General features: G+C 64.3%; 10 protein-coding genes and 1 tRNA gene. 5 read left to right on the plus strand and 6 right to left on the minus strand.

Annotated elements, in window-relative coordinates:
- Positions 1-45: 45 nt before the first annotated feature.
- From AC3WJD_RS18470 to AC3WJD_RS18490, 5 genes are read right to left on the minus strand one after another with little or no spacing between them, the layout of a single operon-like run.
- A complete protein-coding gene (locus AC3WJD_RS18470; RefSeq protein WP_492748205.1) occupies positions 46-753 on the minus strand; it encodes a TonB-dependent receptor in 708 nt (235 codons plus the stop codon).
- A 52-nt stretch (positions 754-805) separates the two neighbouring features.
- The gene (locus AC3WJD_RS18475; protein WP_492748206.1) at positions 806-1,654 is read right to left on the minus strand and encodes a metallophosphoesterase; all 849 of its coding nucleotides are present in this window, start codon (positions 1,652-1,654) and stop codon (positions 806-808) included.
- A gap of 21 nt (positions 1,655-1,675) precedes the next feature.
- Positions 1,676-3,496, minus strand: coding sequence for a cytochrome c3 family protein (locus AC3WJD_RS18480; protein WP_492748207.1), 1,821 nt, complete (start codon positions 3,494-3,496; stop codon positions 1,676-1,678).
- A gap of 7 nt (positions 3,497-3,503) precedes the next feature.
- A complete protein-coding gene (locus AC3WJD_RS18485) occupies positions 3,504-4,379 on the minus strand; it encodes a hypothetical protein (RefSeq protein WP_492748208.1) in 876 nt (291 codons plus the stop codon).
- Positions 4,379-6,892 carry a cyclic nucleotide-binding domain-containing protein gene (locus AC3WJD_RS18490; protein ID WP_492748209.1) on the minus strand — a complete coding sequence of 838 codons (2,514 nt, stop codon included), beginning with the start codon at positions 6,890-6,892 and terminating at the stop codon, positions 4,379-4,381. The genes AC3WJD_RS18485 and AC3WJD_RS18490 overlap by 1 nt, the downstream gene beginning before the upstream one ends.
- A 139-nt stretch (positions 6,893-7,031) precedes the next feature.
- Between AC3WJD_RS18490 and AC3WJD_RS18495 the strand changes: the two genes are divergently transcribed.
- The gene (locus AC3WJD_RS18495) at positions 7,032-7,988 is read left to right on the plus strand and encodes a tetratricopeptide repeat protein (protein ID WP_492748210.1); all 957 of its coding nucleotides are present in this window, start codon (positions 7,032-7,034) and stop codon (positions 7,986-7,988) included.
- 112 nt (positions 7,989-8,100) lie between these two features.
- Entirely contained in the window at positions 8,101-9,474 is a 1,374-nt protein-coding gene (locus AC3WJD_RS18500) for a class II 3-deoxy-7-phosphoheptulonate synthase (protein ID WP_492748211.1), read from the plus strand.
- Positions 9,475-9,991: 517 nt separating this feature from the next.
- Here the strand turns inward: AC3WJD_RS18500 and AC3WJD_RS18505 are convergent.
- Positions 9,992-12,310 (minus strand): EAL domain-containing protein, encoded by a 2,319-nt coding sequence (locus AC3WJD_RS18505; RefSeq protein WP_492748212.1) that lies wholly within the window; start codon positions 12,308-12,310, stop codon positions 9,992-9,994.
- A gap of 184 nt (positions 12,311-12,494) precedes the next feature.
- Here AC3WJD_RS18505 and AC3WJD_RS18510 point away from each other — a divergent pair.
- The 3 genes from AC3WJD_RS18510 (at position 12,495) to AC3WJD_RS18520 (ending at position 13,951) form a co-directional block, all read left to right on the plus strand.
- Positions 12,495-12,569, plus strand: a tRNA-Glu gene (locus tag AC3WJD_RS18510).
- Between the two features lie 85 nt (positions 12,570-12,654).
- The gene (locus AC3WJD_RS18515) at positions 12,655-13,032 is read left to right on the plus strand and encodes a DUF6538 domain-containing protein (protein ID WP_492748213.1); all 378 of its coding nucleotides are present in this window, start codon (positions 12,655-12,657) and stop codon (positions 13,030-13,032) included.
- Complete coding sequence (locus AC3WJD_RS18520) at positions 13,025-13,951, plus strand: site-specific integrase (protein WP_492748214.1); 927 nt, start codon at positions 13,025-13,027, stop codon at positions 13,949-13,951. The genes AC3WJD_RS18515 and AC3WJD_RS18520 overlap by 8 nt, the downstream gene beginning before the upstream one ends.
- Positions 13,952-13,983: the final 32 nt, after the last annotated feature.

A 13,983-nucleotide genomic window follows, 5' to 3' on the forward strand; every position in this document is an offset into this window, starting at 1 on the left:
GCGCGACAAGCGGGCGCAGGAGGCAAAGCGGCCCTTTCGGCCAGATTACCTTGCAGCTGGCAGAATCGTGTAACTGTAGGGGACGTACAGGAACACCTCGGTCAAGCTGGCGCGCGACCATTCGACTGGCCTGTCCAACCCTTTGAGTTCGGCTGCATAACCGTCGCCCATCCGCCCCGCTATCGAGCGTGCATCGGCGGCAACAAGATCGATGATCGCGCCGCGATATTGGTCCGGTCGCACGACCGACAATGTGAGGTCGCTTGAAGCCCGCATCTCGGCGCGGCCTACGGTCGGCACGGCCTTGATGAAGGCGGCGATGCGGTCGAGCGCTGCCTTTGCGTCGGTCCCCGACAGGCGCGTCTTCACAAGGAAACTGGCGCGGTTGGTGTCGGGACGGCCATCCCCCGCCAATGGAAGGTTCCGGTAATTCGCAAGCGTGAGGGGTTCGACCACCATTTCGCCGGTCGCCAGTTCGACGCCCTTGCTTGCCGCGAGCGCGATTGCCCCTCGCAGCATATCGAATATCTCTTCGCGACGACGCGCCTCGTCGCGCGTATCGCCCACGATGACCACCTCCTGCACCGCGAAATCGGCGGTCCGGCGCAGCCCGATTGCCGGGATGCTGTCGTCATAGTCGTCCGAAGCCCGACGGCTGGCAGTGACGATGACCTCGCCATAATCTTCCTGCGCCATTGCCAGCTCCGGCAGGCAGGCCGTGAGCACCATTCCGATCGCAAGCAGTTTTCGCATTCGCCTGTCCCCCATGTCCGGCGAGGCTATTGATGTCGTTTCACCTTTGCAATCACTCGTGACGCTCCCCCATCAGTGCGCGTACCAGCGGCTGCATCGAGGCATCGTATTTGGCGAGCAAGACATGCTCTTCGGCGGTGTCGAAATGGCTCACCAGTTCGCGCCCGTTCCAGCGGTGCAGCGCATAGCCGGGCGGGTCGGCAACGATCATCGGGCGGTTGTCGGGGCGGTCGGGATCGATCGGCGCCAGGTCGAGCGCGACCTGCGGCGCGGTTGATGGGCACACCGCCACCGTGGTGCCGTTCCATGCCGCGACGATCGGGCGGTGAATATGCCCGCAGATCACGCCCGTGACCTGCGGCTTGCCCGCGATCGTCTCCGCGAAGCGCGTTACCCAGGCCTCCTCGGGATGCGTGTTCATCCAGTCGATGCCGACCTCGACGGGCGGGTGGTGCATCACGATCGTCACGGGCTTGCCGGGCTTCTCCGCCAGCCGCGCCGCGAGCCAGGCGGCGCGCGTCTCGCAGAAACTGCCGCCGTGGCGCCCTTCCTCCAGCGTATCGAGGATCAGGAAGCGCAGCGGACCGGTATCGACCTCATATTGCACAAAGCCGTCGGCCACCGGGATCTCGGGAAAATGCGCGATGAAATTGGCGCGCATGTCGTGATTGCCGAGGCACGGCCAGACGGGAAAGGGACAGACGCTGAGCGCATTTCTGAGTCGGCGATAGCTCTCGCCATCGCCGCGATCTACGAGGTCGCCGGTCGCGAGCAGCAGGTCGGGCCGGTTGTGCGGTTCGCACAGATGGCGCAGCACCACGTCGAGCCGCTTGCGGTTGAACTCCGCCGGGTTGTCGGGATCGAATCCCAGATGGATGTCGGTGATCTGCCCGATCAGCATAGGCTTCCCCTCACCCAGCCGTCATTGACGCGCGCCCGTCGGTCTCGCGGCATTGGTGCCACCCTTGCTGTCCGCGACTCGCTGTCGCGTCGTCCATGGTGCGCCATCGTCCATATGGTAGCTGTGACACAGCGCACAGCCCGAAGGAACAAGCCTGGCGACGCGCTTCAATGACGCACCGCTTTCGCCGACATGGCAGGTGCGGCATGAAGCGAGATCGGGGATGAGCAGGTCGGTCGCGGTCTTCGATGTCGGCGCGGCGTGGCAGCTTTCGCAGCTTTCGGTCTGGTGCGCGTCGTGATCGAACCAGCCCTTGTGGAGATAGCGCGCATTCTGGCTGACGGGCTGCACGCGCCAGGTGCCTCCCGCCCCGGGGGGGTCGATCCGGTGACAATCGAAACACGCCCCGCCCGGCGAGAATACCGCGCGGATCGCTGCCTCTCCCTCCCCCGGCCGCGCGCCGACCGCGCCGAAATAGGCGTTATAGACCTGTCCCTCGGCATAAAGACCGGGCCGCCTGCGCGTCATGCCGCCGAGATTGGCGGGGCGTGCGGGTCCGGTACCGCGATAGAAGGCGCGGATGTCGGCGATCACCTGCGCCGGATCGCCATGGCGCAGCGTCCGGATCGTGCCGCCGATGCGATCAAAGGCCAGGCTGTGACAGCTGCCGCAGTCTTGCTCCATATCGACCGGCGCGAACCGTGTTCCCGTCGCATCGGACCGATGGCAATCCTTGCACGCCAGCGCGTTGCCATAGCCGTTCTCGCCAACAAGCGTCTGCGCCATCCGCGCCACCCCGCCCGTCTTCGAGAGGTGGAGGTCGTGCGGGAATTTCAGGCCATTGTCTTCGGTCGGCTTGCGGTCGAACGAGATGCGCCGCGTGACCGGGCTGGCACCGCGGGCCTGCACGATCACCGCGGGGCGGAACTCGGGATGCGCGGTGCCGAAATCGCCCGCGTCGAGCAGCTGTGTATCACGCAATCGCGATTTCAGGTCGGTGTGGCAATCGGCGCAGAATTGCTGCGCGGTCGGTTGCATGCGCCCCGCGCCCTCATGTTCCGTATGGCATTCGACGCAGCGCCCCTGCGGCACATTGAACGCGCTCGCGAACATCAGCTTGACCTGCCCGCCCAGTTTCGGCGGTGCCTTGGCCGCGGCCAGCCGCTTCGGATCGGCATGGTCGTGCACCTGGGTGTGGCAACTGGTGCACGCGGTGTCGCGCACAGCCTCGAGCGGCTTCACATGGCACGCCTGGCAGTTGTTCTCGAGGCTCTTGTGCGCGAGCGACAGGCTGCCGCTCGACCAGCTCTGATCCGCATGGAAGCCCGCGGGCCGCTCCTTTACGCCCTGATAGGTCGCCCAGCTCCAGATGGGGAAGGCGAGGAAGCAGACAAGTATCAGCGCCGCAAAGCCCCAGGCGCTGATCCGCTTGCCGGGCAGAAGACCGCGCAGCGAGAAGACCCTGGCCTCATCCTTGTACTCCGAAGCGTCCGACAGCGCCTCGACGCGTTCGACCGCGATGGTGACGTTGGCCCCCTCATGGCCGATCGTCAGCCGGTGCCCGCCGAAGCGCAGTTCGGCGCCCCTGGCGCTGTCGATCTCAACCTGCTGAGCCGGCCGGCCGTCGACCTCGAAATCGAGGCCGCTGACCGACCTGACGATAATGCGGCGCTGGTCGAGCCGCTCGATCTCGACATGGCGCGGCGCCACCGCGAGATCCTGCAGATGGATGTCGTTTTCGGCAAGCCGACCTACGCCGATGATCGTCCGGTCGATCTCCTGCGGCCGGACGATCTCCCGGCCGTCGGCGGTGCGCGAAATCTGCCTGACGAGGAAGCTCATGCGCGCGTCACCAGTAGAAAAAGACCGAGACGATGTGCGCAGTCAGTGCCGCGATCAGCGCAAAGGTCACCGGCACATGGACGTAGAGCCACACCTCGAGCAGCGCCTTCAGCCTCAGATGTCGGCGGACGCGCGCAAGAATCGCCTCCTTGCGCACGAGCAGTGCGTCGACCTTTTCGAGCGGGTCTTCGCCCATATTGGGCCGATAGGCGGTCTCGCGGCGGATCGCTGCCTGCGCCGCGCGTGTTTCGCAGGCGCGGTAGCGGCCGGTCAGCCTTTCCACGATGCCGCAGCCGAACGGGTCCTGTTCGAGCGAGCCCTGCACGAGCGCTGCCAGATGCTGGTCGAGCGGCTGCGCCGCATCGTGCAGCTGGCGGTCGATCGAGCGCAGCGAATCGATCATCTGCGGCTGCGTCATTTCCTCGCGATTGTTGCTGAGCGCGACGGGAATATTGGCATAGGCGACAATCCCGAAGATGCCTGACAGGATCACGAGCATCATCAACGCATAGGCGAGCGTGTGGACGTTCCAGCCGAACTGGAAACCCGTGTGCAGCGTCGCGATGACAATCAGGCTGAGCCCGAGATAGACATGCGCCGAGGTCCATGCCTTGAGCGACCAGCGGCCGCGCGTCATCGCCCGCTTCCTGACGCCGAGCAGCGTCAGCCACAGAATCTGCAGCGCGCCGATCGTGCCGAGCACATAGCCGTACCAGCTGCCGCCATTGTGGCGCGGCGTGACGTCGATCAGGAAATAGCCGACGATAACCACCAGCGAGAGCGCTGCCGATATCTTGAGCCATTTGAAATGCCTGTGGCGCAGGAAGCCGTCGTGCAGCACCTCGCCCCTGACGCGTCCCGGAGTGGCAGCGCGGCTGGCCATCAGCTCTCCTCCCGCTCAAGCCGCGCGACGGTCAGGAAATCCTCGGGCGCTACGCGGATCGCGGCGCCCGTCGGGCACGCGCGCACGCACGCCGGACCACCCTCGATCCCCGCGCACATGTCGCACTTGATCGCCTTTTTGGGCTTTTCGACGCCGGGCTCGGCATGCGCGTAGGACCATTTCTTGCTCGGCTCGCCCGGCCCCGGCCCAAGCCCGAGAAACAGCCAGGAGAGCAACGACGGCTTTTTGGGCGGGACGCTGTCCATGCGGATCACGCCGTAAGGGCAATTTCGCTGGCAATTGCCGCAGCCGATGCAGGTCTCGTCGATGAACACCTCGCCATCGGGGCCGCGGTGGATCGCGTTGGGCGGGCAGTCGGCCATGCAATGCGGATGCTCGCAGTGGCGGCACGAGGTCGGCACATGAAGGTGCGCATAGGTCCGCCCCGCCTCGCGATCGAGCCGCGAGAGGCCGTCATGGCTGTCAGCGCACGCCTTTTCGCAATTGTCGCAGCCGACGCAGAGATTCTCGTCGATCAGCAGCACGTCGGTCGCCTCGCCGATGCCCTGTTCGACGAGGAAATTGGCGACATTGGAATACATGTCGACGACGCCCGAAAAACTGTCCTTCTTCGCCTCGACAAAGGCGTTGACGTCCTGCCGGCTCGCCATCAGCTGCTGCGTGCTCGCCTTGAGCCGCGGATTGGCGTCGAGCAACTTTGCGAACGCCGCGCCCTGCAGCTTGATGACTTCGGACTTGATCGCCGCGCGAACCGTCGCGGTGCGCCGCCCGCCCGCGATCAGCGTCATCTCGCCGACATAGGAGCCCGCCGGCAGGTAGGAGAGGAAGACGGGCTTTCCGCCGACCGTCTTCTCCACCACCATCGAGCCCGAGCGGATGACGTAGATATCGGTCCCCTCCTCGCCCTCGCTGATGATCGGCTGGCCCGCCTTGACCGACATGATCTCTGCACCGTCGAGCACATCCTGCAGATGCTCGGATTTGAGCCCCGATCCGAGCATCTGGAGCAGCTGGCGCTCGGTCGAGATGCGGGTGATGGCGGCCTTGGCTGCAGGCACCTGGCTTTGCAGCTTGAGCGCGGCCGAGCGCGATATCTCGACAAGGACCGTATCCTCGCCGGCGCGGATCGTGGCACCGCGCCGCCGTCCCGAGATCAGCCCGACCTCGCCGAAGATCGACCCCGTTTCAATCGGTACGGTGATCGACGGATCCTCCCTGTCGACCTGCACCAGCACCGAGCCGCTCGCGATCCCGAACAGCGATGATCCCGTCTCCATCCGCTCGAAGATCGTCTCGCCCGCGCGACAGTATCGCACCTCCGAATCGAGCATGAATTCGCGCATCTGCAGCGGCGAGACACCGTTCAATATGCCGACATTGGAGCGCAGGAATTCGAGCCATTCCTCGACGCTCTTCCTGCCAGGCAGGTTTTTGAACTTGCCTTCGAGGATCGGCTGGTCTGCAGATTTCAGCGCGCTGTTGCCGTTGATGAATTCGACGACATCATGGCCCTGGTTCATGCAGTGCTTGATCAGCGGATAGCCCGCGAGCGCGCCGATCACGAAGATACCGGGCACGGTCGATTCGAACGTCGGCGACAGCTTGGGATAGGACACGCGGTCGGCGCTGCTGAACTCAATGCCCGTTCCGGGAACGATCTCCTTCCTGCCCTCCTTCTCCTCGAAGCTGGCGCAGCATGCCTCGACAAAGCCGCGCGGCGGCGCCGATCCCATGCGCGCGATGACGCGGTCGCAGCGCGCCTTGAGTTCGCCGTCGCGCGTGTCGAAGCTGATCTGCCCCTTGTCGATCGCCGCGGTCGTCGTCTCGCGCAGGATCGTCACGCGTCCCGCCGCCTCCGCCGCGAGCAGCGCCTTGACGTTCGCATCCTTGGCGGTGGCGAATTCGGCCGAGCGGTTGACGATGGTGACGCTGTTGCGCTGCTCGGGATCGGCCGCGAGACCCAGCGCATTCTCGATCCCCGCATCCCCCGCGCCGATCACGACGATGTGCTCGTCGATATATTCGCCGGGATCGTCGAGCTGGTACTGGACGACCGCGCCCTCGCCCACAGGGCAGCGCACCAGATTGGGATTGCCCTGCGTCCCGATCGCGAGGATCACCGCCTCGGCCTTGATCGTCTCGCCCTTGGTGGTCGTGAGCACGAACGCGCTCGCCGCACCGGTAATCGCCTTCACCTCGGCATTGAGCCTGACGTTGACCTTGCGCACGGCGGCCTGCTCGTCCCAGGTACCGAGCACCTTCTCGCGCCTGCCCGCTTCGAAATCCATGTCCGAGCGCAGCACCAGCTGGCTCGGCGTCGCCATGACGTGCTTGCCCTTCTGATATTTGTAGATCGTGTCGGACAGATGATCGGTCTTTTCGAGCAGCACATGGCTCAGCCCCAGCTCTGCCGCGCGCGCGGCGGCGCTCAGCCCGGCCGGTCCCGAACCGATGATCGCGATGCGAAAACCGTCGCTCACGAGTTGCCCCATCCCCCTTCAAGCGGACACGCTCCGCATATTTTCGTTTGCGTATCCAATCAGGCGCGAACCCTGCCGGCACTCTATCATCCTGATCGAAGCGCGCTAGAGTCCTGCATCACAGTTTCTGACCAAAATCGGGGGTAGATTCATGGCCGGGACGGGCGTTTCCAAAGACGATGTCACAAATATCGGCCGTATCGCACTGATTTTAGCTGCGATTATCGCACTGGTCGCCATCGGCTTCGCGATTGCCCGCTCGACTGGCCTCTTTGACTCGGCTCCCGACACGCCCGCTCCCGCCGCCGCGCCCGGCACAACCGCGGAAGAGGCGATCGCGCAACTCGAGACGCGGCTCAAGGACAACCCCGATGATGTGGAGGGCTGGCAGATGCTAGGCTGGTCGTTCTTCGGCACCGAGCGCTATGCCGAGGCGGCGATGGCCTACCACAAGGCGGTCGCGTTGAGCCCAAACAATGGCGAGCTCTGGTCTGCGCTTGGCGAAGCGCTGGTGATGGCGGGCCCCGACATGCCGATGCCCGCCGATGCGGTAAAGGCGTTCGAGACGGCGGTCGCGAAGGACGCCAGGGATCCGCGCGCGCGCTATTTCCTCGCGGTGAACAAGGACCTGAAGGGCGATCACAAGGGCGCGATCGACGACTGGTTCGCGCTGCTGAGGGATACGCCCGCGGGCGCACCATGGGAGGGAGACCTCCGCCGCACGATCGAACAGGTCGGCGAGCGCGAGAAGATCGACATCAAGGCACGCCTCGCCGCAACTACGCCAGCCGCGCCCGGCGCTCCCGCGATCGCCACCGACGCGATCCCCGGCCCCTCGCGCGACCAGATGACGGCGGCATCGAAACTTCCCCCCGGCCAGCAGGAGGCGATGGTGCGCGGCATGGTCGACGGGCTTGCGCAGCGGCTCGTGCAGAATCCGCGCGACGCCGATGGCTGGATCCGCCTGATGCGCAGCCGCATGGTGCTTGGTGAAGGCGTGCAAGCCAAGGCCGCGCTCGACAGCGCGCTCAAGACCTTCGGCAATGCCCCCGCCGAACGCGACCGGCTTCTCGCCGCCGCGAGGGAACTCGGCGTCCCCGGAGCATAAACCCCGCCCTCGGAAAAACCCCAGCTATGCAACGCCCAAGCCATTAGCCATTGCTTTTGGCCCCGTGCTCCCGCAAGGAAATTTGCTCCGTTAACCTGTTGGACGAATGAAAATGGCCGCGAAATGGGCCCCCGATAGCTGGACGAAACACGAGGCACGGCAGTTGCCGACCTATCCCGACGCAGCGGCGCTGGCCGAGGCGACCACCACACTTGGGTCCTATCCACCGCTGGTGTTTGCGGGTGAGGCGCGCAACCTCAAGGCCGACCTCGCGCGCGTTGCCGAGGGCAAGGCGTTCCTGCTCCAGGGCGGCGATTGCGCCGAGAGCTTCGCTGAATTCCATCCCAACAACATCCGTGACACCTTTCGCGTCATTCTCCAGATGGCGGTCGTCCTCACCTATGCCTCCAAGCTTCCGACGGTGAAGGTCGGCCGGATGGCGGGCCAGTTCGCCAAGCCGCGCTCGACGGACATGGAGGATATCGGCGGGGTTTCGCTGCCCAGCTATCGCGGCGACATCATCAACGACATCGCCTTCGAGGAAGCCGGCCGCATCCCCGATCCGCAGCGCATGGTGCGCGCCTACAGCCAGTCGGCCGCGACCCTGAACCTGCTCCGTGCCTTCGCGAGCGGTGGCTATGCCAATCTCCATCAGGTCCACCGCTGGACGCATGATTTCATGGGCCGCAGCCCTTGGGCCAAGAAATATGCGGAGACTGCCGATCGCATCGGCGAGGCGCTCGACTTCATGGCCGCTTGCGGGATCAACCCCGATACCGTCCCGCAGCTCTCGGGCACGCAGTTCTACACCAGCCACGAGGCGCTGCTGCTTCCCTATGAGCAGGCGCTGACCCGGCAGGATTCCCTGACCGGCGACTGGTACGACACCAGCGCGCACATGCTCTGGATCGGCGATCGCACGCGTTTCGAGGGATCGGCGCATGTCGAGTTCCTGCGCGGCATCGGCAATCCGATCGGCATGAAGTGCGGGCCCTCGCTCGAGCCCGACGCGCTCCTGCGCCTGCTCGACACGCTCAATCCGGGCCGCGAGCCCGGCCGCATCACGCTCATCACGCGCTACGGCCAAGACAAGATCGAGGCGGGGCTACCTAGGCTCGTCCGCGCGGTGCTGCGCGAGGGCCATCCGGTGGTGTGGAGCTGCGACCCGATGCACGGCAACGTCATCAAGGCGCAGAACGGCTACAAGACGCGCCCGTTCGACCGCATCCTCGGCGAAGTCCGCGGCTTCTTCGCGGTCCATCGTGCGGAGGGCAGCTTCGCGGGCGGCATCCATGCCGAGATGACCGGCCAGAACGTCACGGAATGCACGGGCGGCGCGGTCGACGTCACCGAGCAGAGCCTCGCGGACCGCTATCACACGCATTGCGACCCGCGTCTCAACGCAAGCCAGTCGCTCGAACTCGCCTTCCTGCTCGCCGAAATGCTTAATCAGGAACTTGCGGAAAGAAAGAAGGCCGCGGCCTGATAGCGTGAATGCCCCCTCCCCGGCGCGGGAGGGGCGTTACTCCGGGCATCCGGATGGATTACTACGTTTTCGCAACGATCGGCCATGCAGGCCGATCCGGGTCCAATCGCGACGCCGTGAAACACGGATCGTCGGGCCGATGGATCTCTATTTCCGTTCCGGCGTCACGCCGATCAGACAGGGTCGCGCGTCCGCAAGGCTCTATGCCGCACCGATAGAAGCGCACCAAGCGTTACGCACCAAGGCCGCGCGCCAAAAAAGAGAAAAGCCCCGAAAACGGGGCTTTTCAATGTCGATTCAATAAATCCCGGAGCGGTTTAGCCGCGGCCAGGACCGTCCTCGCCGCCACCCATCAGCCAATCCCAAAACGACCAACGCGCGGGTTGCTGCTGACGCGGTGCGCCGACGGGCCGGCGACGCTCACTATAAATCTTCTTCATATTGGCCCCCTGAATGAGGTTCAGCCGCACGCGCGGCCGGGGGCACAATAAGGCAAATAGAAATGGTTTACAACATTTTAACCATCGAGGGCTCGTCGAGGCCTTGGCTCGAGGATATCTAGGAAGCTGGGCCACTCCATCGGCCGGCCGATATGGTAACCCTGCCCGATCTCGCACCCCATTGTCCGAAGCATCTGGAGCGTCTCAGCGGTCTCGACGCCTTCGGCCACCACCTGCATCCCGAGCGTGTGCGCGAGCTCGATGGTCGAGCGCATCACCGCCTGGTCCTCGGGGCTCGACAGCAGCGATGCGGCAAAGCGCTTGTCGACCTTGAGCTCACTCGCGGGAATTCTGCGCAGATAGGCGAGCGTCGACATTCCCGTGCCGTAATCGTCGATCGACAGCGCGACGCCCATCGCGCGTAGTTCGTTGAGAAGCGCGAGCGCGGTGCGCCCCTCCGCCATCGCCGCCGTTTCGGTGATCTCGAGCACCAGCGCCGAGGGCGGCAGGCGGTGCTTGCGCAGCACGCGGCGGATCATGTCGACGATTTCGCGGGACGCGAGCAGCCGCGGCGAGATGTTGACCGAGATCGCGAAATCCGGGTCGTGAAGAACCGCGCTCGCGGCGGCGCGGGCGGCTTCGTTGAGAACAAAGTTGGTCAGCCGGTCAATCCGGCCGTGGCGCTCCGCCATCTCGACGAACTCGGCCGGATCGATCGGCCCGCGCGTGACGTGTGTCCAGCGGACCAGTGCCTCGGCGCCGACGATCGCCCCCGTGCCGAGTTCCATCTTGGGTTGATATGCGACCCAGATATGACCGGCGTCGATCGCCTGGTCGAGCTCGCCGAGCAGCGACAGCGCCCATTCGCGCGCGCCCGTGGCCGAGGGATCGTGGATCTTCCAGCACCCACGCTCCTCGCTTGCCGCATGTGCGGCGGCAAGCGCGCTCGCCAGCCGGTGCGACAGCGGCATGTGGACTTCGCGATCGACACCGAAGAACACGTCGACATCAAAGCTCTTGTCCGCGACGCGGATCGGGTTGCGGAAGATGAGCTGAAGCGCCTTGAACCTATCGACGACCGAAGCGAGTTCGGTCTCGGGCATCAGCCAGAAGAAGTTGCCGTCATCGCCATGCAGCAACTGCGATTGCCCCGCGCCCATCGCGAGACGCGAGACGACCTGCCCGAGCAGGTCGCGCTCGCTGTCGGGCGGCAATGTGCTCACGATATCCGCAAAGCGCCGCAACCGCACCGCAACGAGGATATTGGGATCGGACAACCCCTCGCGAAGCAGCGCATTGACGGTTTTGAGCCCCGACACCGGGTTGATCGCACCCTGGCTCTGCTTGGCGGCGCCAAAACGTTGCCAGCCGACGATGATCATCGCCACGATCGTCAGGAAAAGCGCGGGCGCAACATCGGTAATGATGCTGAAATGCTCGAGTACAAGCGGAAACACTACCAGCACGGCCACGCCGACCGCTCCGACCGCAGTCGCCAGCCTTCGCCGCTGCCCACAGACGAACCAGATCGTAGTGGCCATCGCGAACAGCCACGGTGGAATCCAACCCAGCACCAGAGGCGGCTTTTTCAACAGTGTCTCGGCCCCGGTCGCAAGGATAAACACGCCGGCAACGCGCCCCTGGCCGGGTGCGACGAAGATATCCTCCAGCAACGCCGAGTTGACGCCGACCAGAACGGACTTGCCCTCGAGCGCTCCCGTCGGAAGCCTGTGCGCGATGACGTCCGCCGCGCTGAAATAGGGGATCGACCGAATGCGATACGAATAGTCGATCGGAAATTCATCACCCAGATCCCCCTCAAGTCCCGCGATAGCGGTTTCGATCGAGCGCAGATTGCGGCCGCCGATTTCCCTTCGGTAGGACGCCGTTGTGGCCCCGTTCCAGTGGTGAATCCATCGCATCAAATTGACGGGCTCCGCCACAGCAGCGACGTCGGGCATCGGCAGAATCGCACGAGTCACACCAGGCTCAGACGTATTGTCAACGCCACTGGCAACGAAAACGCGGCCGGGATGGCGTGCAAATACCTCGACAAGCTCGCGGTCGCCTTTCGGCTCCATCGGCGTAAAATAAATATCGAAGAACACGCGATCGGCACCGGCCTTGAAGAGCCTGTCGGTCAGCGAGGCGACCTTGCTCCGGTTCCATTGCCACTGTCCGACTTCTGCAAGCGCCTTGTCGTCGATTCCAACCACGACGACTTGGCCGCTGACGGGCTGGGCGCGCACCTTGTTCCGCAGATTTCGCAGCGCGAGATCGATAGGTTGACCAAACTCGATCGCGCCGAAAAGCAGCGACAACAACACGAGCCAACCCAGCAGCTTACGCTTGCTGCCGGGCGCTCCTGCGTTGCGGCGGATTCGTGGACGGCGCATTTGGTAAATCCTCAATCATCCGCGTTTTACGTGGTGAATGGTTACCGAAGTGCAAAGGAAACCGTGCCTTACGCGCGGAATCGCCGTGGGTGCGTCACCACGCACGTGAATCCCGCACCCCCTTGACGCCATCGCGCCCAAGCCATAGATGAACCGCCTTCGCGCTGCCCCGGGGCAGCGTGCAGGCCCCTTCGTCTAGCGGTCAGGACGCGGCCCTCTCACGGCTGAAACACGGGTTCGATTCCCGTAGGGGTCACCAGAACCGCCAAAAACGGCGGAAACGCGGAAAACCGTCAAATTCACGATCGCTTTACCCGTCCTTGCGTACAAAGGATGCGTACAAAGTGATCAGATTGATGGCTCTTCAAATCGACCGCCGCACCGGCATCTACCAATATCGCAAGGTCATCCCTGAACCGCTCCGGCCGTTCTTCGGCAAGCGGGAGTTCAAGGTCAGTCTCGAGACGAGAGACCTGGCCGAGGCGAAGATCCGGATGCTTGGACCGGCAGCAGTCTACGAACGCGAAGCGCAGCTCGCACGCAGCCTTTTGACGGGCGGTCCGGAAGCCCAGGCCAATGCGATGGTCAAGCGCTGGCTAGGTGATACGGACCGGGATGATCGATGGCTGCGTGGTGCCGCCGTCTACCTGGCGGGCTTCATCAAGGCCGCCCTGCGCCTCGGAACATCAAAGGCCGCACCTGCCTGGGTTCTTCGTGCCTGACGTCAAGGAGGGTGCGTCAGAAACCGAGCTCAGGCGCCTTGCGGGCGCGCTTCGCGCCAACATCCCCGATTTTGTCAGGCCGAGGTTTATCGGTCGGCAGCAGCCTGGCTTATTCGGGTGGGTGGTCGAGCAGGTCAGCAAGCACTCGCGAATGCCATTGGAGCCCGGAAGCGGTCTCGCAATTGCGGTCGCGCAGTGCTTCCAGCGCGAAGTGATCGAGGCGTTAGCAACGTACAAGCACCCACTCCTTGCTGAAGGAGGGAGCCAGCCTCCACTGATCGTCATCGACAGTGGCCTGCCTCAGCCCGACGCAGGCGTCGCGCATGCGGCGATATCCTTGGCGGCCGGAGGTTGGCCGGTCCAGGACGTGGGTATCACCATCAACAAGGCCTTCGAGGCTTGGAGGGACTATTCCAAGGGCCGATCGCGCAAACCGCAGCTCGTTCAGGAGTGGGATCTGGCGGTTCGGCGCTTCGTTGCGATGTTCGGCGACATCGACATGGGTCAGGTCCGGCCGCAGATGGTGCGGGACTTCCGAGAGAAGCTGCTCGAGTTGCCCGGCCGCACGAAGAAGTCGATCAAGGCGCTGGCCCTCGATGAGCAGGCGGCGATCGCCGCGAAGGAAGGTCTCGCGACGCTTGCGCCGGCCACGGTGAACAAGGCGCTTTCGGCGCTGCGGTCGATCACCGAGCATGTCATCGACAAGATGTCGAAGGTGCCGCTTGAGCTGAATGCGGCCAGGCAGGCGAAGTTTGTCGAGGTAGAAGACAGTGAGGACAAGCGGTTGCCGTTCGACGAAGAGGAGATGGAGGCAATCTTCCGTGACGTCGTGATCACGGATACCACCGGCATCAGCGAGGAAACCCTGTTCTGGAGGAACTGTCAGGAATTTTGTGCGCGAGGTCATATAGATGGATAAGAAAGGACCATCGATATGGCGATCGACAAGGA

The organism is Sphingobium sp. FW306-1B-F04DB, from assembly GCF_058781925.1.

Excerpts from the sequence above, each read along its gene's own strand:
- AC3WJD_RS18470 (WP_492748205.1), bottom strand. The coding sequence starts at position 753 with ATGCGAAAACTGCTTGCGATCGGAATGGTGCTCACGGCCTGCCTGCCG.
- AC3WJD_RS18475 (WP_492748206.1), bottom strand. The coding sequence starts at position 1,654 with ATGCTGATCGGGCAGATCACCGACATCCATCTGGGATTCGATCCCGAC.
- AC3WJD_RS18480 (WP_492748207.1), bottom strand. The coding sequence starts at position 3,496 with ATGAGCTTCCTCGTCAGGCAGATTTCGCGCACCGCCGACGGCCGGGAG.
- AC3WJD_RS18485 (WP_492748208.1), bottom strand. The coding sequence starts at position 4,379 with ATGGCCAGCCGCGCTGCCACTCCGGGACGCGTCAGGGGCGAGGTGCTG.
- AC3WJD_RS18490 (WP_492748209.1), bottom strand. The coding sequence starts at position 6,892 with ATGGGGCAACTCGTGAGCGACGGTTTTCGCATCGCGATCATCGGTTCG.
- AC3WJD_RS18495 (WP_492748210.1), top strand. The coding sequence starts at position 7,032 with ATGGCCGGGACGGGCGTTTCCAAAGACGATGTCACAAATATCGGCCGT.
- AC3WJD_RS18500 (WP_492748211.1), top strand. The coding sequence starts at position 8,101 with ATGGCCGCGAAATGGGCCCCCGATAGCTGGACGAAACACGAGGCACGG.
- AC3WJD_RS18505 (WP_492748212.1), bottom strand. The coding sequence starts at position 12,310 with ATGCGCCGTCCACGAATCCGCCGCAACGCAGGAGCGCCCGGCAGCAAG.